Here is a 24102-nt window from a genome sequence, read left to right on the forward strand (position 1 = left end):
TGGTCAGTTATTTTAGTATTTACATCTTTGAAATTTTAGTTTTAAATAGTAAGTATACTAACTTAGAGATTGAGAAGATGATCAAATTGAATATTAAGGAAATGCCTCAATGGCGGAAAAACTTATATGTTTTAGCATTTGGGGATTTTGTTTCCGGGACTGGCTTTAGTATGAGTTTGCCGTTTTTGCCGCTGTTTATCAGCCAAATGGCGCACTTTACAAACGTCCAATTAACTTTCTATTCCGGGTTAGCGTATGCGATCGCCTTCGTTAGTCAGGCAATTGTTTCACCATTATGGGGGAAACTCGCTGACCGGACTGGTCGGAAACCAATGATTTTACGGTCAGCGTTTGGAATGTGTATTACAGGATTTCTCTGCGGACTTGCGCATAACATCTGGATTTTGATTTTCTGGCGATTTGTCTATGGGTGTTTCTCAGGATACAACAGTAATTCGCAAGCTTTAGTTGCAAGCGAAGTTCCGTCGAATCAAGGTGGAAAGGCGATGGGAATCTTAACGACTGGACGGGTCGGAGGGCAACTGATTGGTCCAATCATCGGCGGAATGATTGCCGATGTGTGGGGCTATCGGATGACCTTCTACCTTTTCGGAATTATTATGTTCATTGCTGGAATTTTAGCCCTTGTATTCGTTAAGGAAGAATTTACTCCACATGAAGTTGCCAAAAATGCTTCCCGAAAAGAAAAATCTGCCTTGGCTCAAGTCAACAGCTTACCAATCGTCATTGCAATGTTCATCACTGCGATGCTTGTAAATGCCGTTACTAAGTCAATTAACCCAGTCATTAGTTTGTTTGTCCGGCAGTTATTACACGGCCATGGCAGTGTATCGGTTGTCAGCGGAATTATCACTGCCCTTCCTGGGTTTGCAACCATTATGGCTGCTCATCGGTTAGGCGACCTTGGTGACCGAATCGGGGCGCGCAAAGTTTTAGTTGCCGGATTGATTTTTTCCGGATGCGTCTTTTTCGCAACGAGTTGGGTCGGGAATGTATATACATTAGGAATTTGCCGGTTCTTAATCGGAATTTCAGACGCGGCTTTACTCCCACTTGCTCAAACTGTTCTAATGAATAATGCGCCTGACGCGGTTGTCAGCCGGGTCTTCAGTTACATGCAGTCTTTCCAAGCAATTGGAAGTATCATTGGCCCAATGCTTGGATCAGTGATTGCGGGTCATTTTTCATATCCAGATGTGTTCGTAATGACTGCAATTCTAGCTGCCATCAACTTACTGATTGTCTTAATTAGTTTCAAGATGGGAAATAATAAAAAGAATGCATAATGAATGGTATTCAAAAAAGGATCGCATTGAAGCGATCCTTTTCTTTTAGTCAAAGTGATGAAGTAAATCAATAATTAAATCGACAAACCGTTGCCGATCAAGATTCATTATGACTTTTGCATTTGGTTTCTGATTCATTAGTCCTGCAAAGTCAACAACCGTTTCTCCCACTGTCAGTTGTCCCTGAGTTTCAACATCAAGGTAAGCTGGGTGGGTTTCAAAAATCTCAGGCTTTAATAAATAAGCAATGGAATCGCATTCAATAACGGTAATTAAATAAGGTGATGACTTTCGTCACCACCTTAAGCTCTAATTTGTTGCTGGATAATAATCATTAATCAGCTTATGTTTACTGTTCCAGAATGGCGCTTTCGCAATTCCAACGATCTTATCTTTCGGAACAAACCCATAATACCGGCTATCGTTTGAATCAGCGCGGTTATCTCCAAGAACAAAGTAACAATTTTTCGGAACGGTGAACGTCTTACCTGTTCCTAAACTAACGCCCTTTGCTTCTGGTAAAAGCAACGTTAATGTTCCGCTTGTCCGTTGTTGCTTGGTAATGTAATTTTGTGGTTGGTACTTGCCGTTAACATACAAATCACCATTGTTCTTGTATTCAATCTTGTCACCAGGCATTCCAATTACCCGCTTAACGTACTTTGTATTCTTTTGAACATTCGGATTGTTTTTATCAACGCCATATGCGTCAAAAACAACCACGGAATCTTCCCGCACCTTACCTAACTTCCATACGATTACGTGCTCGTTATTTTGAAGGTTCGGATACATTGAAGTTCCATCAACCTTTACGATTCGAAATACAAAAGTTACGATGAACGCTGCAATTATCAATCCTGTCAAGATTGGAGCGACAACGTTTTTAAAAAATGATGACACAACTATTAGCCCCTATCGTTTTAGATTAATTTTTATCATTAATTAATTTAGATTTTCTTATTGTAGCTAAGTATAACCCAAACAAAATTAAAAATACACCCTCGAAAAGAATTGTTAGATGATTCTTAATGTGTAAGAATGGCATAAAAATGCAAACAATATTAAAAATCAATCGTAATCCTAAGTGTGGGGTTTGAAATTTAATAAAGTTTGCAACCAACGCCACGCACCCGAAAATTACTAACAAAAATGCCATAAAAATCACCCAATCAAAGATAATTTTGTGACTATCAGCAACCGTCGCAGCGTGAATATAGCCGAGCGTACTTAGCAACTGGACAAAACCATAATAAGTAACTTGTCCGCAAATATATAAAATACCAATCGTTCCAATCAGAACGTTTAATATCTTTGCCAAAATCTTACCTCTTCTTTATTTAATCAGTTAATGTTTTGGCTAATTCAACCAAATAACGATGGCTTTCCATCTGTTCCTTAGCATCAGTTGGATCTGCCAAATTGATTTCATAAATGCTCGTTGCTTTTGAATTTTCATTAAGGAGCGGTAAAACCCGCCGCCAGTCGATCTTTCCGGTTCCGAGAACTAAACTGTCATGATGCTCACCCATCGAATCAACGAGGTGGTAATGAACCGTCGCATCCATTAAATGTTTGATCGAAGCAACTAACTTGTCATTATCACCGTGCTCAGCGATAAAACAGTGCGAAGTATCAAATGCCAATCGGTACCCATGAGCTAAAATTCGATCTTCAAACTGCGGATCACCATAATAAAAAATTGGTGAAATACTGTTTTCAAACATGATATGATTACCGCCCATTTCATTGAATCGATCCATCCGCTTGAAGGCCGCATCCTGAGCAGCATCAAATGACGGATACATGGCAATATATTTAGGGGTTTGCCGTAAATATGCGCCATGAATCAATACTTGAACGTCAAAATCATATGCCACCTGTAACAAATCAATCGTACTTTGTTCGACGAATTTATAAAGACCCGGACAGCGACTTTCCGGTGCAATCAATTCCGTAAAAATTGTTTTTTGATACCGCATCGGTTGATGCAACACAATTTTACTCGTTGCTTCATTTTGGACTGCTTGAATCGCATACCGTAACTTTTGCAATCCATCAGTTGTAAAGTCGTCTTCTTGGGTAAAAAACTCGAAAACATCCGGATGATATTGCAACCGATCCCGGTATTGGCTGTCATCGGTGCTCCCTTTTAATCCTAATTGAACTCGCATTTAATCATCATCTTTCAATTAATATATAATCTATCCTTTATATGTTATATTCTCTCACAAAATTGAAAAGAAAGTGATGAATTTGGCTTAAAATTTAGTCTTTTTCTATGTCACGAATAAATCCTAATGCCAATGCCCCTTCACCAAGGTGGACCGCAATTACTGGGTCAAATTCATCAAGTGAAACCGGGAGCCCGGGGAAGGCTCCCTGGACTTCCTTAGCCCATTCTTGACCGCGTTTTTCATTATTAGCGTGAATCACTAGCAAGCGGAACGGATAATCTGCCTTATCCGTTTCTTCCTTAATGATTTCTTGTGCCCGTTTCATTGCCTTTTTCAATGAGCGAACCTTTTCAAAGGCGACGATCTTGTCACTTTCCTTATCAAAGTGAAGTAACGGTTTAATTTTTAAAACGGTTCCGATAAATGCTGAAGCGTTTGATAACCGACCACCATGAGCCAAGTTTTTCAAATCGTCAACAACAAAGACCGCATCATATTGTTTTTTAAGCTGTTCAACGGCCGCAACGATCTTTTCGGCATCTTCATTTTGAGCCGCCATCCGTGCAGCTAACTTAACCATCCATCCCATTGGAACTTCAGTAATTGATGAGTCGATCGGGTAAAGTTTGATATTGTCAAGTTGACCCTTTAAGTTATTCAAAGTCGTCATCAAACCGGAGATCGTTCCTGCAATGTGAATGCTAATAACTGCATCGTAACCTTCATCAGCTAATTGATTATACAAGTTAATCATTTCACCAACTGGCGGTTGCGATGTGGTCGGAAAGTCCTTTGCATTCCGCATTTTTTCATAGAATTCAGGACGGGTAAGATCAACGCCGTCTTGATATTCGGTTCCATCAATAATGTAAGGAATCGGAACAACTTTAATTCCGTACTTATCAATCGTTTCTTGATCTAAATTTGCTGTACTGTCGGTTACAACAGCAGTTTTCATAAAACTACACCTACTTTATCAATTAATTTAATGTTACTTGACGCATACTTTGAGTCAGACGATTGATTAAAATCTTTAAAAAATTCTTCTCTTCGCCAGTCCACTGCGCAAATACTTTTTGTCCAAATTCTTTAAAATCCGTATTCATTTGTGAAAGAACACGTTGACCAATTTCACTGAGATGGTATTGATAGCTTTTCCGGGTTTTAACGTTGTTTTGATTTGCAACCTTACTGATTTTAACAAACGCCTTGGTCGTTAGTTTACTCAGTTGACGACTCAGCGTTGAAGTATCAAGCCGCAAATCTTCTGCAAGTAATTCTTGCGAATTTTTCCCGTCAGCGATCCGTTGAAGAAGCTGCCATTCGGCAATGGTCAGTTGATTATTCTTTGCCATTTTTTGAACAAACCGTTGATATTCACGTTGTAAATCAAGCAAATTGTCTAATGGTTCTTTCAAAAAGAAAATCACCCCTTCTTTCGTACCTTATTGCATAATACAATCTTTGTAAATATTTTTCAAGACTCTGAAGGCGATTTGTGGATTTTTCTTTGCTTTTTTTCATCAGAACTTTACAATAATAAGTAGCATATTATTATTTTCAGAAAGGATGAGATTTATGGCATTTGACGGAATGTTTACCCACGCAATGGTGAGTGAACTTCGCGAAAAGATCCTTAACGGACGGGTAATGAAGATCTCTCAACCATATCCGAACGAAGTGATTTTGACAATTCGGTCCAACCGGAAAAACTACCCGTTACTTTTATCAGCTCACCCCAACTACGCCCGGATGCAAATTACGCAAATTCCATATAAAAATCCGGCAGTTCCAACTAAATTTACAATGATGTTGCGCAAATATCTTGAAAACGCCAAGCTGACTGCCATTCAACAATTGGAAAATGACCGGGTCGTTTACTTTAGTTTTGAAACGCGAAATGAAATTGGCGACCGCTTACCGCTTTTGCTTTCAATCGAAATCATGAACCGGTATAGTAACGTCATTTTGATCAATCAGCAAAATCAAACGATCATTGATACCATTAAACACGTTGGAATGGATCAAAACCGGTACCGGACATTACTTCCAGGTGCAACTTACCGGCAACCGCCAAAACAGGAAAAACTTGATCCGTTTACTGCTGAAAATTCTCAACAATTGATTGCGCTTGGCCAACAATTTCCTAACCGCGAAGTCCTTGCGCAAAATATTCAAAAAGAATTTCAAGGATTCGGTAAAGTCAGCGCCCTTCAGCTTGCGGATGTTTTTCATCAAAACGATGGTCAAAATGATTCCGAACATTTAACGAGCTTTCTTAAAGCTGCGGATGCCCCAATCCCAAGTTTAACCACCGGTAAACGGCTTGATTTTACATTTACAGCACTTGGAAATGATATTCAAAACATGGGTGCTCAATTTGGTTCTTTAAGTGGACTGCTTGATCATTTTTACCGTGAGAAGGCAACCCGTGATCGGGTCCGGCAACAAGGAGCCTTACTGATCCATGTTGTAAACCAAGAATTGAAAAAGAACCGCAATAAACTGAAAAAATTGCAAAAAGAATTTACCAATACCCAGCACGCGGATGAATACCGGATAAAAGGCGAATTGCTAACAACTTACTTGTATCAGGTTAAACGCGGAATGACTGAAATCACGTTACCGAATTTTTATGATAATGAAAAGCCATTGAAAATTGCGTTATCGAACCAAATCGGTCCTTCGCAAAATGCCCAAAAATACTTTAAAAAATATCAAAAACTTAAAAACGCGATTTCATACTTGAAGGAACAAATTAAACTTACTGAAGATGAAATTGCCTATTTTGAAGAGATCCAAACTCAAATTGAGCTTGCTGAACCGCAAGATTTAACTGATATTCAAGTTGAACTTGAAAACGGTGGATACTTACGGAAAAACAATCACCATAAGAAAAATAAACGCCGGGTTAAGATCAACCAACCAGAAATATTCCGGGCAAGTGATGGTACCCGAATCAAAGTTGGTAAAAATAATCTTCAAAATGAGAAGTTGACCTTACACACCGCTTCAAAGAATGATTACTGGCTTCACGTAAAAAACATTCCAGGATCCCATGTAATCGTTGAAAGCAGTGACCCAAGCGATGAAACGCTGGTTGAAGCCGCTGAATTAGCAGCATACTTCTCAAAATCACGAAACTCCGCCAACGTTCCAGTCGACTATGTGCAAGTTCGGCGAATTCGCAAGCCAAACGGGACCAAACCTGGGTTTGTGATCTATGAAGGCCAAAAAACATTGTATGTTACTCCGACTGAGGAAAAAGTTAATCAATTAAAAACGAAAAACGAGTAATTAAAAAGACTGAGATTTCAAAATCTCAGTCTTTTTATTTCTGATAAATCTGCGGATCGCCATCCTTAAATTTATGCGGTTTAAATTTTTCTGGATGCGCAATCTGAGTTTCACTATCTTCCAACTCTTCTTCAATCTCGTGACGTTCATCTGGCCGATATAGGGAAACAATTTGCTGTAACATCCGGTTAAATCGATCAGTATTGATTCCCTTCAATAACACATTACTAATTTCATAATCATAATCTTTACTGTCGATTTCCATTGAAATGCTATTCTTTCCTGAATACGTTGAAAGAGCTTGAAAATAAATAATTGCATTGATTCGATCATACGGAAAAACCTTTACGCGATGCATTGTTTCCCGAATATACAATGCATTTTGAGTAAAGACGAATCCTTCCTTGCCATTTTGAAAAAAGGAAGTATCAATCAACGCAAGAATCGAAGTCCGCTTCTCCTGCGGGCAAAAAGTCCGCCATGCCCGCGTCAATAATTGGCGTGGAATCTGTGGAACGAGATACGTTTTTACTCCTTGTCCTGAAAGAGCGATTTGTGAAATTGATTTCTGTAAAATTTGACTTAATTCCATATTGATCGCCCACCTCTCACTAAACTTATTCTAAATAAATTGTATCACATTTGAATCCCTAAAATCAGTAAGAAGTGCCGGATTTACAAAGTTTTCAATATTTATTCATTTTTATACATCGGCTCGAAAATTCTCTTCGGAGTTTTCAATATTTTTCCGTCCGCGTTGTAAGATGTAAACACCAATAATTACCAATACAATTCCGACAATTTCGACCCAATTCATACCCATCTTAAAGAAGATGATACTTAAAATTGAAGTTGTGATTGGTTGAACCGCATCCATAATACTGATAACGTCTGACGGAGCATAGTGCGTTGCATATAGTAATAACCCGAACGGGATGATCGTTCCAAGGAAGATAACCGTTAACATTGAAGCAATCAATGTTCCAGTAATCTTCGGTGTTCCGACCCAAACTGGTTGATGCAAGTTAAAGAAGAATCCAGCAATTAAAGTTCCCCATCCAAGAACGACCAATGGCGGGTTATCAGGATCTTTAACGATGTTCCGCGGTAAAACAACATAAAATGCGGCCGTTAACCCTGATCCTAAGCCCCACATCAATGAACTCGTTGAAATTGAAAGTTGGGAGAAGTCCCCCTTGGTTAATGCAAGGAAAACGCCGGCTAATGCAATGATAAACGCAAATACATCTGACTTATAAGGCATTTGCCGTCTGAAAATCACAGTTCCCAAAACAATAAATAACGGACTCAAATATTGCAAAATGGTTGCAGCTTCGGCGTTTCCACCAAATTGAATTGATTTATAGAATGTAAAAAGATTTGCCATCAATCCAAGAATCGCATATGCGAACAGCCAACCAATGTTCTTCCATGATTTGAAAACATGAAAAACTTTTCCGCGATACATAATTAAACTAATCAGCAGCAAAATCAGCCCTGCACCAAGTGTCCGTGCTGATAAGAACCAATTTTCAGGAATGTTTTGGTTTTGTGAAATGAACTGCAAACATGTTCCTGAAATTCCCCACATCATTGAAGCTGCTGCCGCAATGACGATTCCGCGAGCAACCTTACTGGATTTTTTTGCCATCAACTTTCCCTCCAAATAAAAATAATAACGAGTGTATTATAGCATAAAAAGAAATAAAATCTACATTTGATGTTACTTTTTATTACATAGAATTCAAATTTTTTTACAAAAAAAGAAGATCACGTTCTTCTACGCGACCTTCAATCAATTTTCAATTCACTTTAATCTAATTCTTCTTCAACAACCGGTTCAACGTTGCGACTTGCATGCCGATAGAAGATCCATCCAACAAGGGCAAAGAAGACCGGTCCAAATGCTGTCCAGAAAGCAGTATATGCATCATGTTGTAATACTGGTTGAATAATCGTAAAGACGATTCCGAAGAAAATCGTGATCCAGCTAACAACACAAATCGTATTCGTTAACTTCCGGTTCTTATAAACTTCGAATGACCGGTTTAAATTCTTGATCCGCTTGAAGAATGGGAATGCAAGAATTAAGAACAAGTACGGAACTGATGAAGTAATGTTATTCATATCTGTTAAAACCGTATAGAATTGTTGGGCACTCTTCCCGCCAAATGAAACGCCGAAGATAATAATTCCCATTACGATGGCTTGCATCCACATTGCAAATGCCGGCATCTTGCGGCTGTTCAACTTCGTAACCTTTTCTGGCCATAAGCGCTTTGGTGAACCAAGTAAAATCGTCTTCAATGGGGAGTAAATCAAAACGGTCATTGAACCAAAGACTGACATCATTTCTTCAAATCCGATCAGCCGATCTGTCCATTGTCCCATGATCAATGCTTGGTGAACTGGCAAGTGAAGCACTTCACGTCCAATCGTATAACCTAAATTCTGCATCAAAACCAAAGTGATATTTCCAAGGTTAGTTGAATCGGTTCCCAATACCTTGTGCCAGTTGGCAGTTACTCCCCAAAGAAAAATCCCTAAAGCGTAAATCAAAATCATTCCAATTCCAGCAAGGATAATGCCCTTTGGGAAATTGCGTTCGGGCTTATCGACCCGGTCGATCGTTCCACCCATCGTTTCCATCCCAGCATATGCAAAAACGGCATAAACGAAGAATGAAAGAATCGCAATTGGTGACTTAAACTGCGGATTCGGTGATGAAACGATGGCGTGAGCTGACATTGGCTGAGCTAAGTGGCCATGATTTAAAACCAGCATCAAAATACTTGCGACAATAAATAATCCTGAGATTGCAATGATAACCGCCCCGCTGGCTGAAGCAACCTTTTCGATCTTATCGAATCCCCGAGTTGCCAACCACGTAATCAAAACTAATAGCACGATTCCAATTAATCCAAGGGTTTCCGTTGAATTCATTCCAAAAAGGTGCCAGCTTTGCGTTGTATCCTTTCCAAAGATCAATCCTGAAATTGGAATACAAATCGTTGAGAATTGGGTTACCAACGTAATTACCCATGCAGCATACCAAACAAATGCGCCGATAAAGGCCGGCTTTTCACCGATTGAAACTTCAAGCCATGAGTAGATTCCCCCCTGACTTTCCTTCAATGCTGATCCATATTCAGCAAACATCAATGATGACGGAATGAAGAATAACAATGCACCGGCAATGTACCAGATAATTGCACCGTATCCCATTTGGTAATATGCGGTTGTTACGTTTCCAAGGCCGAAGATCGATGCAAAGATCATCAATACTAAGGCCGTGACTGACATCTTCTTTTGGTTTTCCATAATAAAAAGACTCCTTATATTAAATTAATAATAAAGGCGTCACACTATCAACAAAATTGAGATAAATAAAAAGCCTTACTGCCGGCTGAGCTCACTTCCAACAATAAGACTTGATTTTATTTAATCCCGTGTTGAATAATAGCGCTCCGCAAACAATTGCGACAGTCCGTAATTTCTTAAACTACGTCCCAATGCATTCCCAGCTGTTATCCAACAATGCATTTCGGCAAAATCCCCTTTCAGCTATCTTCAACGTTTAACAGCCACTCAAATAGCTTACTGATGTCATCTGCAACCTCTATTATTTGATTTACTTTGAATTTTAAAACTACTTCCTAAAATTGTCAACCCTAAAAATCAGATTTTTCGTGAATTGCATGTTGGGCTTCATATTCCTTAGCTTCACGAAGATAACCATATTTATCATTCAACCGCGCTAACAACGGGTAATCATGCGTGTGAACTTCACCCGTTTCCATTTGCCGCTGGTAAAGTTCAATATACGGAATATTCGCGTTTGCCGCCCGCAATAATTCATCGGGATGACTGTATGCGACTTTCCGAAAATCAATTCCACTTATTCCGTCATCATCAATCGTCACGATCAAATATTGCGCCCGTAAATCCTGTTGAAATTTAACGTGGCGGTTAAATGGTTGTCCGACAGATCCCGGATTAAGGACGATCTGTTCTTCACTGCTGTACCGCATAATTGGATGGTGAACATGCGCATAAATTGCAAGGTCAAGATCATCTTCCACAAACAATTTATTAAAGTTTTCCGTTGGCAATGTCGGATACAACTGTTGCCCAAAATTGATTTCAGGAAGATCATGCGTGATTGCGATCCGTACATTATTAATCTGCTTTACGACTCGCATCGGCCAGCGCTTCATGGTTGCCAAAACTTGAGGATCAACTTTTGCAGCCACATCCATTGCAAGCCGTTCCATATAAACTTTGCTTGGCTTTTCAAGTGCGATTTTCCCAGCGGCGCCCCGAATCATCAAATCATCCCAATTTCCGCGGATATATACATCAGGATTAATTTTTTGCATTAAATCCCATAAATCTTGCGCACCGGACCCCGGAGCGAATAAATCACCTAAAAACCATGATTCAGTTACTCCTTGCTCCTGCATATCCTCATATACCGCTTTTAAAGCCGTATAATTCCCATGAACATCTGAAAAAACTGCTATTTTATAACGCATGATGATCCTCTTTCCTAAATTATTATCTTAGTTAATCATATCACAAACTCAACATTTTCCTTCATCCCTGATTGCGTTAAAATAAATTCAGAATCAATTATGAAGAAGGAATTTCAAATGGCATTACCGAAAAATCAACGTTATGTTCAACCGCAAAATGTACGCGAGGCAATGGAAGTCATTCAAGACCTGTTTAATCAATACCGGCATGAACCATTGACCCAACAGCTTTTAAATTATCATCTAGGATTGATCCAGCGTTTGCAAACTGACATTTATGTAACCGCAGTTAAAGAAAACGACCCCCAACAATTGAAGCAATTAGATGGAATGATCGAAGCCATGAAAACGTGGACGCAAATTCGAACAGCTAACCGACCGTTTAACGCTAAAATGAAGAATTTTAAATTGGTCTCAAGCAACCGGCCGAAATTTAAAAAACACTCGCATAAAATTAAAGGACAGCATAATTTTCATGCTGCCCGGCATTAAAAGATTGTGATATAGGTTGCAATCTTTTTGCTATATTTACATAATCGGGTTCCAAAACAAACGAGCTACTTGGAAGTTCGAAAACCTCCGAATCTATGCTCCGCGATTCATTCGCTTTTCTGCTTCCATCACGCTCGTTTTTACTGTTTTGTCACACCTTCTTTTTATTTATCTTCCGTCTTAACACTTTTAGCTTGTTCATCCGTGACGATTTCTTCAAGATGATCCAGGTACCGTCCAAGGTTATCATATGTTTCGCGGATGACCTTCAATAACGTTGCATCTTGATTTCCAAGTGCACGTTCAGTCTTTAAAAATTGAATAAGCGCAATAATATCGGCAAGCTTAATAACGGTTCCAACAATATCGCCTTCTGCTTCATGCTTGCGTAAGCTTGTAAATTCATCTTTAATTTCAGGGAAATATTTGTTGATTGCAAAATCTTCGGCCTTATCAAGCATTTGCTTTAATCCCGGAACCTGATATTTAACATTGCTTGGAACATCTGATGAAGATGATTCTGCAATGTCGTGGATCAATGCTTGAATCGTGATTTCCCCTTTTAATTCATCATTCAGTTTTAACTTTTTCGCAATTTTAAGTGCGTAATATGCAACGAAAAAGCTGTGTTGCGCAATATTTTCCGCTTTGATCGTGGTGATCGTTGATTGACGGTGAACACTGTTCATGGTTGCTAACTTATCATTGACAATTGCTGCGACAAATTTTTGCATTTCTCCAATTTCCATTCTTTTCAGCCCTTTCTGTCTTTAATGATAGATACTACACATTATTAAATGCAAAATCAAGTGTAAACAAAAAATCGTGCGATCGCACGATTTTTCTATAAGTCATAATCATCTTGTTTATAACCAAATGCTGCAAGATCTGCTTTGCGATCCTTCCAGTTCGGTTGCACTTTAACCCATAATTCAAGGTAAACTTTATCACCAAGCATTAATTCAATATCTTTCCGTGCCCGGATTCCAATTTCTTTCAGCATCTTTCCGCCCTTACCGATAATAATTCCCTTTTGGCTTGGGCGTTCAACAATAATGGTTGCTTGAACGAGAACCTTTTCATCGGTTTCCCGCTTGATCCGATCAACCACGACTGCAACTGAATGCGGAACTTCTTCTCGGGTAAGTTGTAAAACTTTTTCCCGAATTAATTCGCCGGCAATAAACCGTTCAGGATGATCCGTAATCTGATCATCTGGATAATATTGCGGTCCTTCAGGAAGATCAGCCACTAAATTATCAATTAATTCTGGTACGTTATTCCCTTGAAGAGCTGAAATTGGGTAAACTTCCTTATAATCAAGGGTGTCTTTATATTCAGTAATAATATCCAGCAGTTTATCCGGGTGAATCTTATCGATTTTATTGATCACTAAATAAATCGGCTTATGAACCTTTTTAAGCCGTTCAATAATGAAATCATCGCCCTTCCCGCGTTTTTGCGTTGCATTGACCATAAAAAGCACCGCGTCAACTTCATTTAACGTTGAAAGGGCTGATTGAACCATAAAATCTCCTAATTGACTATGCGGTTTATGGATCCCGGGAGTATCGATAAAGACAATTTGCGCGTCTTTCCGGGTATAGATCCCTTGAATTTTATTTCGTGTTGTCTGCGCCTTGTCGCTCATAATTGCAATTTTTTCACCAATCACCCGGTTTAAAAACGTTGACTTTCCAACATTTGGTCTTCCAATAATTGCAACAAATCCTGAATGAAATTCTTGATTTTCCATTTTATCCCTCATCTTTAATTAGAATAAAGCAATAATGCGGGGAATAAAAATCAATCCCGCAACGATCACTGCAAAGGCCGCTGCGAGTAAAACCATCCCGGCAGCAATATCCTTTGCCTTTTTTGCAAAGTCGTTTGAATGAAGATGACTTGCTAAATCTGTTAAGTTTTCAATGGCAGTATTCGCTGCCTCAGCAATTAAAACGATTGCTGAAGCCGCAATCAACCATAGCCATTCGCTAATTGGCAAGTGAAAGATCAATCCTGCAATAACGACCAATGATAAGCAGATCAATTCAAATCGAAAATTCCGCTCTTCTTTAAAAAGCGTTATTAAACCATCACATGCATGTCTTAATGAGTGCGAAAATTTTCGATTTTTCCAACTTGTCGCGAATTTATCTTTGAAGTCCATAACCATCTAAAATCTCGTCTTGTAAACTGAACATCTCTTTTTCGTCTTCAGCCTTCATGTGGTCGTATCCATTCAGGTGAAGGAAACCATGAACCGTTAAGAATCCAAGTTCACGATCTTGTGAATGTCCAAGATATTCAGCTTGTTCAGCGACCTTTTCCATTGAGATCATCAAGTCGCCTAAATTTTTTGGCATTTCAAATTCCATGTCAGATGGCAAAATAATATCATCTTCATCGCCATCTTCTTCCATTGCAAAACTGATAACATCTGTCGGCTTATCAATTCCGCGATATTTTTTATTGATTTCATGAATATGCTTATTGTCCATCAATGTCACTGACATTTCAGTGTTTTCAGGTAAGCTTAAATAATTTGCAGCATATTCAAGTACTCCACGGACAAGGTCTAATTGATGATCTGTCACGTGCTTGGTTTCATCAATAAGCTGTAGATCCATTAGTCTTCATCCTTATCATTTTCGTTTTCATCTAAAATCTTATCAGCAGCTAAATCGCCGCCATCTTCATAAGCTTTGATAATTTCAGACACAACTGGATGCCGAACAACATCTGCTGCATCAAAGTGAACAAATCCAATATGCGGCAAGTTTTGCAATAACCGTTCAGCATCAACTAATCCGCTTTGTTGGTGTCCCCGTGGTAAGTCAATTTGTGATTTATCACCATTAACGATCATCTTTGAACCAAAGCCTAACCGGGTTAAGAACATTTTCATTTGAGCGCGGGTCGCATTTTGAGCTTCATCCAAAATAACAAAAGCCTTTTCAAGCGTCCGGCCCCGCATGTATGCTAACGGCGCAATTTCAATTACTCCGCGTTCGATTAACCGTTCAGTATGTTCTGCACCTAAAATTGCATACAACGCATCATAGATTGGCCGTAAATATGGGTCGACCTTTTCTTTTAAATCACCCGGCAAGAACCCTAATGATTCACCTGCTTCAACGGCTGGCCGTGTTAAAATCAAGCGTTCAACTTCCTTCTTCTTCAATGCGGCAACGGCCATTACAACTGCTAAGAAAGTTTTCCCGGTCCCAGCAGGCCCAATTCCAAAAGTCAAATCGTTGTTTTTAATCGTTTGGATATACTGCCGTTGACTAAAGTTCTTTGCCCGAATCGGCCGGCCAGTCCGATCCCGCAAAAGCGTTGTTGTATATAAATCAGAAAGATAGCTTAATGTCCCGCGTTCTTGCATCTTAACTGCTGAAACAATATCGGCTTCACTAATACTGATTCCGCTTTTCAAAAGTTCAATTAATTTTTCAATAATTTGAATTGTCGCCTTTACATCATCAACTTGGCCATCAATCTTAATATTGTCGCCAAACGGACGGATTTCGACGTTTTTACTTTCTTCAATCAAATGAAGATAACCATCATTAATTCCAAATAATGCTGGTTCTAAATTAGGTTCAGAAATATGATATTCTTCTTCAACCTTTTGCTCTGCTGTCAATCAATTGACCTCCTATAATATAATCGTTAAATTAAAATTTAACCGTCTTTACAGAAATATTATACAACTTTCTGACTTTCAACAATATTGTTTACTCTTTTACATCGGATAAAAGGTTGTTTGAACGATTTTCTTCGTTTCATCCAGCTCGTGGTCAATAATTTCATGATCGTCAGCTGAAATCTGGCCGCTTGCCTCCCAAAAATCAGCCAATTCGCTAAGCATTTCAAACGCAACCGGCTCATCTAAAGGATTTTGCCGCTGAGCAGGCATAAACTCCGCAAAGTATGCCGGTAAAATTGATAGATCGTGAATAAACGTTTGATGTAAAATCGTCAATAAAAATTGATCAAGGTAATCACGCGCATAACTCATCATCAATGCGATTTTCCGCTGACTATATGAAGCCCCTTGAAGGTACCGCTTAAAGCGAGCAAGCATGATTGAGTTATTTTTTTCAACCGCAAGGCGGAAATTATTCATTTCATCCGGGTCACTACTGATCTTCCCGTCCATTTCTTCCCATTGAGAATATGGATCCCACGTTGGTTTGATTTTGACATCATCAAGATTGTCAGCAACATCCGCTGGAAACAAATATTTTGCCGTAATTTCAAATTTAAAGGCTGCCAACGGATTCCGGTAATCATTCAACTTACTTGGAAAATCACGCCCGATTCGAACCGCCGCCATCACATTTTGCGGGTCATTTGGTCGATCCAGTAAGTTTGCATTTTGAATCAGCTTTTCTTTATAAACTTCCAGTAACCCGGCTGCTTTACTATGGTTACTCATTTGCATGATCGTTTTATGGTCGATCTTAATGTCATTCAGATAAGCTTCGATTTTAATGAAACTAATATCCATTGATTCGCAAACGGACATTAAAGTTAGACTAAAAGCCTCAAAAAAATCATCAAATGACTTGAATGGTCTTGTTTGCGGAATGATCACCGCAAAGTTTGTATAGTCATTCAAGGTAAGCATTCCTTGATGGTCGTCGATTTCATACGGTAAAATCGACCAATTTAAAATTTCAGTGTGATCATCGGTTTCAGTCAAATCCACTTCATGAGTCGGATTCTTAAACTGTGAAAGTGCCTTTTTTGTTGTATGAATAAGCATTCAATCAACCCCTAGTTTTTATTGTTGACAACATCCGTTAAAACTTGACCGTCTTTGGCCGCATAAATTACTTGATTGCTATTCGGCTTCGTCAATTGTAATGTATAGCCCTTTCCAAGCGGTTTGGTCAGTTGCTTTGAAGTGCTTAAAATTCCGCTCGTCAAATTATTATAGCCGCTTTGTTGCGCCTTTTGTGGATTGGCTAGAACGTAGTTAATTGCTTTTACATCCTGGTCTGTTGTTGGCGTGACCGTAAACGTCTTGCTTTGCTGATCAAACGTTACGGTTCCAACTTTCGCAAAGCTTTGCTGCAAATCTTTCAAAACCTGTTGTTGATCCTTATCTTCTTGGATTCCGTTATTGATCACTTGCAAGCCATTTTCAACCATTCCACCCTGGGATGATGCTTCCGCTGATAACGTTGTCCGCATTGGATTCGAACTTGTCTTTGCCTTTTGGTCTTCTTGGTGAAGATGATAAGCATTTAAACCGCATCCACCACATACGATCAGACTTACAATCAATAAAACGGTTGGTGCAAGCCACTTTCCATAACGGTGAACTGAATTAATCAAATAGAAAATTCCGAGAATAAAAATTATTCCGGCTAATAATGCGATTGCAAACCAAATTGCCACTCTTTTTCGTCCTTTCTCATGGGTTTAATACGTTAATTATGCCTTATCATCCGCAGAAGTTCAAACGATTTAGTGAAGAATTTGATCAATCGGTATATCTGTTGGCTCAATTTGCCAATCAGCACTTAAAGCCACTTGTTCAGGCAGTGCTAACGTTACCGTGTGCCCGTTAAATTTTTTCAAAAAGCGATCATAGAAACCGCCGCCGAACCCAACACGCTGACGAGTATCCAAAGCATATTTAATCCCGGGAACGATTAAGATATCGGGTTGGTTGTTGACCTTTTCCTTTTCCCATTCAGGCTCCCAAATTCCAAAATCACTTTTCTTAAAGTTCGTGTCTGAACTGATTTCAATAAAGTCCATTTGATGATGTGGGCGGGTGATTGGACAACAAACTTTCTTTTGATCTTTCAAAATTCGCTCAATCAGTTGATGCGTATCCAGTTCAGGAAAATTACTAATTGTAATTCCGATCGACGTTGCCTTTTGATATTCGTCAAGTTTCAAAAACTGCGCAATTAATTTTTGCGTCTCGCTTTGCCGTTCATTTTCTGGCTTGACCGTTAATTGATGTAACACATTTTTGCGAATTTCTGCTTTACTTTCCAAGACTTTGCTCCTTTATTTTGGCTTTTTTAGTAATTAATTTATCAATGAAATACAATGCAATCCCGCAAATCAATGCGATCACTCCAAAAAGAATTACTTTCAGTTTGAGATTTACTAAAATGTAAACACATACCAGCAATGAAAGCACTGGAACTAAAATTCCGCCCCGTAAATTAAAGGCCCCTTGCGGTAATTGTTCTTGATGCCGTTGCCGCCGCCACTGTTTAACAAACATTACCAGTGAAGTTGAGAAGTATTGAACAAGCGAGATGATAATTGTGCATGGAACTAAGAAAAGGTAGCCGCCGCTTAAAATCAACAACGCGCATAATCCGGCAGTAATGATGATTGCAACGTACGGCGCCCCACTTTTCGACTTTTTCCCAAAAAATTGCGGCAATAATTGATGTTCATTTGCAAGCGATGACGCAACATATGGTGTACTGTACGATAGTGAAATTGCAACTCCCAAAACTGACCCAACCGTTCCAACTGTAATAATGATTTTTCCAAGATTACCGAAGTGTTTTGCAAATGCAATTGCAAGCGGCAAACTGCTGTGTGCAATCGAAGGTCCAACCGTCCCAATTGCAACAACGACCGTTGCGATATACAACAACGTTACCGAAATAATTACGGCAAGTAACTCGCGCGGTAAATTTTTCCGCGGATTCCGCATTTGAGCAGCCGCAACCGGCAAAAAGGCAAACCCGGTAAACATATAAAATGCATTACTAAACGCATTATTTACCGAATGAAAACTGTAATGAGCATTTGAAACAAAGTTGATTCGATGAATAAACCAAATTCCAGCTAAAACAAAAATCAGCAAAACCCCAATTTTTAAGAATGTTGCGATGTTATCGGCAATGCTTGAAACGCGATCACCCATCAAACCGATGATTGCGATCACAAGAACGATTGCAATTCCCGCAATGTCATAAACCAATTTATCTGAAAGCTGCGGAATAAATAATTTTAATGAAGTCAGAAAAGCGGCAATTTCAGTTGTAATCGTAATTACTCCTTGAAACCATGTAAAAAAGCCAACTTCAAATCCGGCAAACCGGCCGAATTCCTTATACGCATACAACCACGCAGCCCCATTTTGTTTCGTTTCACTTGATAATGCAGCATAGCACAACGCCAGCAACAATGCCGATACTCCTGAAACAAGTAAAATTCCAATTAAACTGTTTCCCGCCTTGGAATACAAACTGCCGGGTAAAAGAAAAATTGCTGACCCGACCATTCCATCAACGCCAAGTAAAAATGCTGAAAATGGACTGATTTTTTTATCCTTTGCCATTTAAATTCCTCCCCTGGAAATTGTTTTAAATCTAAATTCAGTTTACCATTTTAGCCGCTGAATTCAGTTTAAAAGTCGCCAACTCCCATATCCATTGCGTCTAATTCGTATACCGCCACTTCGAGTCCGTTAGTAACCGCGCGACCATCAGCCCTAACGGCAAGAACATCGCAATCAAACATGCCTTAACTAACCAATTAGCGCCATCTTGTAACGTTAAGTTTCCAATTTCATAGACTGCACGGTAGAAGTAAAGCCCTGGAACCATAATAACGATCGATGGAACCGTGATTGCAATTCGCGGATAGCCACTTCGTTTTTGAACCAATGAAGCTAGAATTCCGGCAGTAAAGGCGCCAAAGAAAGCTGCTGCTCCCGCTGGAATGGCAGTTAAATCAACTAATTCAAGCCGCAAAGTATTTGCAATGGCACCAACCAAGCCTGCAATTACCGCCATTCGCGGCGTACTATTGAACATCATTGAGAAACCATACACCCCAACAAAGCTGGCCGGTAACCGCAAAAGCATTAGTTCAAACGGTGTAAGATGCAATGCAATAAAGTTTTCCGGTTTTAAATGAACAAGCAACGCAACTAACCAGCCAACAAGCGTTGCGACAACAATAATTGTTAATGCATACGCCAATCGTTCAAGTCCGGAACGCATGTCAGTTTTCGCAATATCCAATCCGCTTGTAATAAACGGGAATCCTGGAATCACAAAAAGCATTGCCCCAATGTAACCTGCCTCGTGACCAGAAGCAACCTGAAAGATTATTTTTAAAACGTCAAAAATCATTGCATATGACAAACATGAAACAGCCACACTAGCTGCAACGCCCGCTAACGCCGTAATGTGTTTCGTCCCCATAATCTTGCGCACATAACTTCCAAGAGATGCCGCAATCAAGCAGCAAAACATTTCAATCAATCCGCCGCCAAGTAAAAATACAAAGGCGCTGCAGGCAAATCCCGCAGCAAATGCGATTGCAATGTTTGAATAGTTATTTGATTTTTGTTTAATTTTATCCAATGCTTGATTAACCTGCTTGGTTGTTAAAAATTGGCCGTCTGCCTGAAAAGCGGCCACAAAATTTTCCAATTCACTTAACTGGATCGTGTTGATTCCGGCTGCTGGTAAAGATAGCGCTTGGGTCGTACTATGCCCATTTTCATAACAGGTAAATTCAATTGAAACCAAACCAATATCAGCTGAACACCGTACGCCCATCACCCGAGCCATTGCGTTCATTGATTCGCGTACCCGCCAAGCTCCGGTTCCGCAGGCAAGCATCATAATGCCGACCCGGCCGATAATTGTGGTTTTGGTTTGTAAGTCAGCATGCAGAATATTCTGATCCTCGTCTTCAAAGTCATGCCATGGAATATTCATATGATGCTGTTCAATCTGTCCGTCCAATGTAATAAACTCCCTTAAAATATTTAATTAATTTAATTATATCACGGGTTCCAAAATCATAATTGGTAAATTTGAGTATAAAAAAACGCCTCATCGCTGAGACGTCGCTGCTTTATTAAGGAGGATGGGAGATTCATAAAGTCTTATCTAATAAGCAATTTAATGCCTTTGTTCTCAAAGTGTGCTCAAAATAATTGTTTTATTTTTTAATATATGAAGAGGCTTATCAAAATACGATAGGTCTTTTTATTTGCATCTATCAATAAAAAATGCCCCAACTTTTTTAGTTGGAGCAACCACTTTAATAACCAATTCTTTAAAGCTGCTCAAATGAATTGGTCTACTCGGTGCCAAACGGCTTTTACGCAGTAATTATATCATACAAAAAGCCTCACCAAAATACTGATGAGGCAAAGTAAGAGTTATAGAGCCAAACGACTCTACGTGCAGTATATATATATATATATCAGTCAAGAGTTTTTTTATTAAGATTTCGACGATTAATATTCGTAAAATAAAAATAGCCCACTCGCTCGTACATGTACTTCAATGAGTGGGAATGATCTATGACATATTATATACAGAATAAGCTCCCACTGCCAATGCAGTGAGAGCTTAAATTATTTGGAAGACTTAGTTTCGTCTGATTTTCTGTCACTATTGTCCGATAACTGTAAAACACCTTCATACATCGTTGAAGCGAATACAAGAAATGCCGTACCGGCAAATATAGTTCCAGATATTTTGTGCCCTTTCAAAATTAAAATAAAAGAGCACAGAATAAATACAACCATAAATATAAATAAAAATATCAAAGCAGCCCAACTTAATCTTCCGCGACGTTTTTGTCTTTTTGATTCTAGCTCACGCCGATGTCTAGACTCTTCAATTCCGTTATCAATGATTTTTTTAGCTGCTTCAGGATCTAGAGCTTGATAGCCTGCCAAAATTTTAGGATGTGGAATCGGGCCACTATACATCTCCATAGTTGCAATTATATCTTGCTTTTTATCACTTGAAATATCTAATTTATTTATATCATCAATAATTTCTTGGTCAGGTCTAGAGGGAGAATTCGTGATTTCATTCCCATCATCTGAATTCTGCTTTTTATCTTGTTCTACCATAATCGATAATTCCTAACTTTAAATCTTTACCAACTTTTTTCCAATCATCTTTAATGAACCCGCCATACTGTTTTTCATCTTTTTCAATGACAGATTTCTGTACCTCATTTTGAAGGGAGATATTTTTTAAAATCTTAGTTACAGATGCACTAAATGTCATAATAATTGATTGAAAAATATTCATAGTTGGCACCTCCTTCTAAGTAACATACCGTTACAACATAATTATAAGGAACACCAAATATTTCCGTCAAGCAAAAAATAGGGACGTACCAATTACGGCACGTCCCTAATTCATTAATTCGATATTCTTCTAATATGATAACGTTTCACCAACATAAATCAAGTTGGCGTTGTTAATTCCATTCTTATTGACTAAGTAAGAAACTGAAACACCTAACTTACGAGCAATACCACTTAATGTATCGCCTGAACGAACTGTATAGATACGGTTAGCATTCGTCTGCCGTGTTCCGTATTCTTCGCCACCCATGCGACCCATGGCAACATAGTGATACTGACCTGAATAGCTCATATATCTTGCCCAAGCATAACCGGCACGGATATATACGTGGTCGTAAGTTAAACTTTCGCCCGGTGCATATGATCCGACTACACTAGCACTGGTACTTGGTGCAGTGCGGATATTCAGTGTGGTATTAGCGGTAAACGTACCGTGCTGTGCGTAGTCTTCATTCGATGAGCCACCGTCAGCCGTCATGTTGCTGTTGTTTGCTGGCTTGTTTGTTGCATGTTGCGTATCAACATGGTGTGTGTCAGCATTGCTGATTACAGCGTTCTTGTTAAGTCCACCTGTGTAATAATTATCATATAATTGGCTAGCGTCAAAATTCCCGTAACTATCTTTCAAACGTTGCTTATCAGTCCATTGCCAAGCATGCCCTTTAGTATACCGGTCAACGGTTAAATTATATGGATAGTTTGCAATCCAACCCATGTACTTCCAAGGGATAACACTATCGCCCCATGAACTCATCGAGTAAACATCGAAACGATACCCAGCGTTTTCGACAATCTGCTTCATGGCTTCGATTGCTAAACTGTTGACATAAGTACCTAAGCCACGTTGCTGTGAACTTTCAATGTCAGCGCACAATACAGCGTTTATTGGCAAACCGTCTTGTCTTGCAACTTGTACGGCGTATTCTGCTTCTGCTTTAGCGCTAGCTACATCGGTATAACGACAGAAGTAGTAGCCATTAATATACAGCCCTGCTTGTTGAGCAGTCTTAATATTCCCTGCTGCGTAAGGGTCTGCGTAATAGTTACCTTCACTGATTTTAGTTGTAATTGCTTTAACACCATAATTATTCCGCATACTTTGAAATTCTGCTAAAGTAAATGATCCGTTATGGTTGCTCAAATCAATCATATCAACTCGTGCAGCTTCAACCTTAGGTGGTTCGATATGGTTAGCTAACCCCGCACCAACCGTCAAACCGGCTAACATCGCTGTACCGATGATAAGTTTATTTTTCTTCATATCCTGGAACTCCTTTCATTAATTCTGGAATAATATTCCCGTCCTTGTCACACATTTCGCTTAACTTGTAGACTTTTTCTTTTGGCTTTTCTGCAACTGGTTTAGTATCAGAAACTGCTGGCGCTTTGTAAACTGACTCAATATCGTGTTTTAATTCGCAATAAGCATGTTCGACACAACTTCCAAGCAATTCTTCGTTTTGTTTGCTAAACCCTGCATGTTCTAGCATGTCTTGGAGTTTGTTGATTGCGTATTGTTTCTTATCCAATAACTTATCAGTAACTCCTGCTTTTTCAGCAACAACTACTGCGTCTTGTGCGAATTGTCCCAACGCTTGGAGTAAACTTTTATCAGGAATATACTTCTTGATTAAATTTGCTACATAGCCACAAATAACAGGAGTTAAAACTCCTGCCACTGCAACGATAACTTGTGTGATTGTGTTAGTCATCTTTATCATCTTCCTTTTCTAGAACTTTAATTCGTGCTTCATGATCAACTACTTGATCACTAATTTGTTCGACCTTATGCGAAACATCATCAATTGATTTTTGGTGGCTTTGTAATTGATATTTAAGCATATTGATGACATCACTAAGCCTTTCAATATTTTCGTTTAATGGTTTTGAATTTTTAGCAAAAGTATCATTAACCTTATGAACTAACCACCCCATAAACCCGCCAAATACTATCGAAAAAATTGTGATAATGCTGGAAATTTCGTCCCAACCAAGACCTAAAACATGATGTGGCATTTTTCTCACCTCCGTTCCTTTAACGCAAACAAAATGGATATGTTATAATTCAATTGCAGTGATAAATGTTTCAGTTCATTGAGACGAAAAAAAAGACTTGCAAGTATATTGCAGGTCTTTCTTTTTATGTTATAATTTAGTTGCGAATAAGTGAACAT

The 24102-nt window shown here is 39.0% G+C and carries 28 protein-coding genes and 1 riboswitch; of the genes, 3 read left to right on the forward strand and 25 right to left on the reverse strand.

The genetic code is table 11. The features are described from left to right. The first annotated feature begins 77 nt into the window (after positions 1-77). Positions 78-1307, forward strand: coding sequence for an MFS transporter (locus Q3C15_RS00685; RefSeq protein ID WP_283599195.1), 1230 nt, complete (start codon positions 78-80; stop codon positions 1305-1307). A gap of 45 nt (positions 1308-1352) precedes the next feature. On the opposite strand, the gene Q3C15_RS00690 is transcribed toward Q3C15_RS00685, so the two are convergent. The 6 genes from Q3C15_RS00690 to Q3C15_RS00715 all read right to left on the reverse strand — a co-directional run bounded on the left by Q3C15_RS00690 (position 1353) and on the right by Q3C15_RS00715 (position 4899). Then, complete coding sequence (locus Q3C15_RS00690) at positions 1353-1580, reverse strand: nucleoside hydrolase (protein ID WP_368045389.1); 228 nt, start codon at positions 1578-1580, stop codon at positions 1353-1355. 36 nt (positions 1581-1616) lie between these two features. Then, the gene (gene lepB / locus Q3C15_RS00695) at positions 1617-2207 is read right to left on the reverse strand and encodes a signal peptidase I (RefSeq protein ID WP_278851010.1); all 591 of its coding nucleotides are present in this window, start codon (positions 2205-2207) and stop codon (positions 1617-1619) included. Between the two features lie 25 nt (positions 2208-2232). Next, positions 2233-2625: a hypothetical protein gene (locus Q3C15_RS00700; RefSeq protein ID WP_057828069.1), complete on the reverse strand. Its 393-nt coding sequence runs from the start codon at positions 2623-2625 to the stop codon at positions 2233-2235. A gap of 19 nt (positions 2626-2644) precedes the next feature. Beyond that, positions 2645-3478, reverse strand: coding sequence for a TIM barrel protein (locus Q3C15_RS00705; protein ID WP_057828068.1), 834 nt, complete (start codon positions 3476-3478; stop codon positions 2645-2647). 94 nt (positions 3479-3572) lie between these two features. Further along, the gene (locus Q3C15_RS00710; protein WP_289554758.1) at positions 3573-4439 is read right to left on the reverse strand and encodes a DegV family protein; all 867 of its coding nucleotides are present in this window, start codon (positions 4437-4439) and stop codon (positions 3573-3575) included. A gap of 22 nt (positions 4440-4461) precedes the next feature. Beyond that, complete coding sequence (locus Q3C15_RS00715; RefSeq protein ID WP_057828066.1) at positions 4462-4899, reverse strand: MarR family winged helix-turn-helix transcriptional regulator; 438 nt, start codon at positions 4897-4899, stop codon at positions 4462-4464. A 160-nt stretch (positions 4900-5059) separates the two neighbouring features. Between Q3C15_RS00715 and Q3C15_RS00720 the strand changes: the two genes are divergently transcribed. Continuing rightward, on the forward strand, positions 5060-6778 hold the full coding sequence (locus Q3C15_RS00720) for an NFACT RNA binding domain-containing protein (RefSeq protein ID WP_302703472.1): 1719 nt from the start codon (positions 5060-5062) through the stop codon (positions 6776-6778). Between the two features lie 34 nt (positions 6779-6812). Here the strand turns inward: Q3C15_RS00720 and Q3C15_RS00725 are convergent, their stop codons facing one another. The 4 genes from Q3C15_RS00725 to Q3C15_RS00740 form a co-directional block, all read right to left on the reverse strand. Continuing rightward, on the reverse strand, positions 6813-7370 hold the full coding sequence (locus Q3C15_RS00725) for a hypothetical protein (RefSeq protein ID WP_057828064.1): 558 nt from the start codon (positions 7368-7370) through the stop codon (positions 6813-6815). Between the two features lie 111 nt (positions 7371-7481). Next, positions 7482-8429: a DMT family transporter gene (locus Q3C15_RS00730; protein WP_278851001.1), complete on the reverse strand. Its 948-nt coding sequence runs from the start codon at positions 8427-8429 to the stop codon at positions 7482-7484. Positions 8430-8590: 161 nt separating this feature from the next. Continuing rightward, complete coding sequence (gene yjeM / locus Q3C15_RS00735; RefSeq protein ID WP_302703473.1) at positions 8591-10099, reverse strand: glutamate/gamma-aminobutyrate family transporter YjeM; 1509 nt, start codon at positions 10097-10099, stop codon at positions 8591-8593. Positions 10100-10230: 131 nt separating this feature from the next. Next, positions 10231-10408: riboswitch (Lysine riboswitch) on the reverse strand. A gap of 41 nt (positions 10409-10449) precedes the next feature. Beyond that, positions 10450-11313: a metallophosphoesterase gene (locus tag Q3C15_RS00740; RefSeq protein WP_283577399.1), complete on the reverse strand. Its 864-nt coding sequence runs from the start codon at positions 11311-11313 to the stop codon at positions 10450-10452. A 117-nt stretch (positions 11314-11430) separates the two neighbouring features. On the opposite strand from Q3C15_RS00740, the gene Q3C15_RS00745 reads away from it, so the two are divergent. Further along, a complete protein-coding gene (locus tag Q3C15_RS00745; protein WP_057828060.1) occupies positions 11431-11805 on the forward strand; it encodes a hypothetical protein in 375 nt (124 codons plus the stop codon). Positions 11806-11969: 164 nt separating this feature from the next. Here Q3C15_RS00745 and Q3C15_RS00750 read toward each other — a convergent pair whose 3' ends face one another. The 15 genes from Q3C15_RS00750 to Q3C15_RS00820 all read right to left on the reverse strand — a co-directional run bounded on the left by Q3C15_RS00750 (position 11970) and on the right by Q3C15_RS00820 (position 23944). Then, complete coding sequence (locus Q3C15_RS00750) at positions 11970-12554, reverse strand: YfbR-like 5'-deoxynucleotidase (protein WP_057828059.1); 585 nt, start codon at positions 12552-12554, stop codon at positions 11970-11972. Positions 12555-12649: 95 nt separating this feature from the next. Then, positions 12650-13561: a GTPase Era gene (gene era, locus Q3C15_RS00755; protein WP_057828058.1), complete on the reverse strand. Its 912-nt coding sequence runs from the start codon at positions 13559-13561 to the stop codon at positions 12650-12652. Positions 13562-13579: 18 nt separating this feature from the next. Further along, a complete protein-coding gene (locus Q3C15_RS00760; RefSeq protein ID WP_146993400.1) occupies positions 13580-13981 on the reverse strand; it encodes a diacylglycerol kinase family protein in 402 nt (133 codons plus the stop codon). Next, the gene (gene ybeY / locus Q3C15_RS00765) at positions 13959-14435 is read right to left on the reverse strand and encodes an rRNA maturation RNase YbeY (protein WP_057828057.1); all 477 of its coding nucleotides are present in this window, start codon (positions 14433-14435) and stop codon (positions 13959-13961) included. Before ybeY ends, Q3C15_RS00760 begins: the two co-directional genes overlap by 23 nt. Next, a complete protein-coding gene (locus tag Q3C15_RS00770; RefSeq protein ID WP_283577396.1) occupies positions 14435-15454 on the reverse strand; it encodes a PhoH family protein in 1020 nt (339 codons plus the stop codon). Before Q3C15_RS00770 ends, ybeY begins: the two co-directional genes overlap by 1 nt. A 99-nt stretch (positions 15455-15553) precedes the next feature. Further along, positions 15554-16579, reverse strand: coding sequence for a hypothetical protein (locus Q3C15_RS00775; protein WP_204779690.1), 1026 nt, complete (start codon positions 16577-16579; stop codon positions 15554-15556). 11 nt (positions 16580-16590) lie between these two features. Beyond that, positions 16591-17217, reverse strand: a complete 627-nt coding sequence (locus tag Q3C15_RS00780) for a DUF308 domain-containing protein (protein WP_204779691.1) — start codon at positions 17215-17217, stop codon at positions 16591-16593. A gap of 69 nt (positions 17218-17286) precedes the next feature. Then, positions 17287-17829, reverse strand: coding sequence for a 5-formyltetrahydrofolate cyclo-ligase (locus Q3C15_RS00785; RefSeq protein WP_302703474.1), 543 nt, complete (start codon positions 17827-17829; stop codon positions 17287-17289). After that, complete coding sequence (locus Q3C15_RS00790; RefSeq protein WP_283577394.1) at positions 17819-19138, reverse strand: APC family permease; 1320 nt, start codon at positions 19136-19138, stop codon at positions 17819-17821. Before Q3C15_RS00790 ends, Q3C15_RS00785 begins: the two co-directional genes overlap by 11 nt. A gap of 100 nt (positions 19139-19238) precedes the next feature. Continuing rightward, positions 19239-20531 carry a threonine/serine exporter ThrE family protein gene (locus Q3C15_RS00795; RefSeq protein WP_283577432.1) on the reverse strand — a complete coding sequence of 431 codons (1293 nt, stop codon included), beginning with the start codon at positions 20529-20531 and terminating at the stop codon, positions 19239-19241. 647 nt (positions 20532-21178) lie between these two features. After that, positions 21179-21685 carry a DUF2335 domain-containing protein gene (locus tag Q3C15_RS00800; protein WP_283601230.1) on the reverse strand — a complete coding sequence of 169 codons (507 nt, stop codon included), beginning with the start codon at positions 21683-21685 and terminating at the stop codon, positions 21179-21181. Further along, complete coding sequence (locus Q3C15_RS00805; protein WP_283601229.1) at positions 21669-21869, reverse strand: hypothetical protein; 201 nt, start codon at positions 21867-21869, stop codon at positions 21669-21671. The genes Q3C15_RS00800 and Q3C15_RS00805 overlap by 17 nt, the downstream gene beginning before the upstream one ends. Before the next feature lie 129 nt (positions 21870-21998). Then, complete coding sequence (locus tag Q3C15_RS00810; RefSeq protein WP_302703475.1) at positions 21999-23189, reverse strand: GH25 family lysozyme; 1191 nt, start codon at positions 23187-23189, stop codon at positions 21999-22001. After that, positions 23176-23640, reverse strand: coding sequence for a phage holin (locus tag Q3C15_RS00815; RefSeq protein WP_302703476.1), 465 nt, complete (start codon positions 23638-23640; stop codon positions 23176-23178). The genes Q3C15_RS00810 and Q3C15_RS00815 overlap by 14 nt, the downstream gene beginning before the upstream one ends. After that, a complete protein-coding gene (locus Q3C15_RS00820) occupies positions 23633-23944 on the reverse strand; it encodes a hypothetical protein (RefSeq protein ID WP_302703477.1) in 312 nt (103 codons plus the stop codon). Before Q3C15_RS00820 ends, Q3C15_RS00815 begins: the two co-directional genes overlap by 8 nt. Positions 23945-24102 lie beyond the last annotated feature (158 nt).

The organism is Ligilactobacillus sp. 110_WCHN (assembly GCF_030518115.1).
In the GTDB taxonomy this organism is placed as follows: domain Bacteria; phylum Bacillota; class Bacilli; order Lactobacillales; family Lactobacillaceae; genus Ligilactobacillus; species Ligilactobacillus aviarius_C.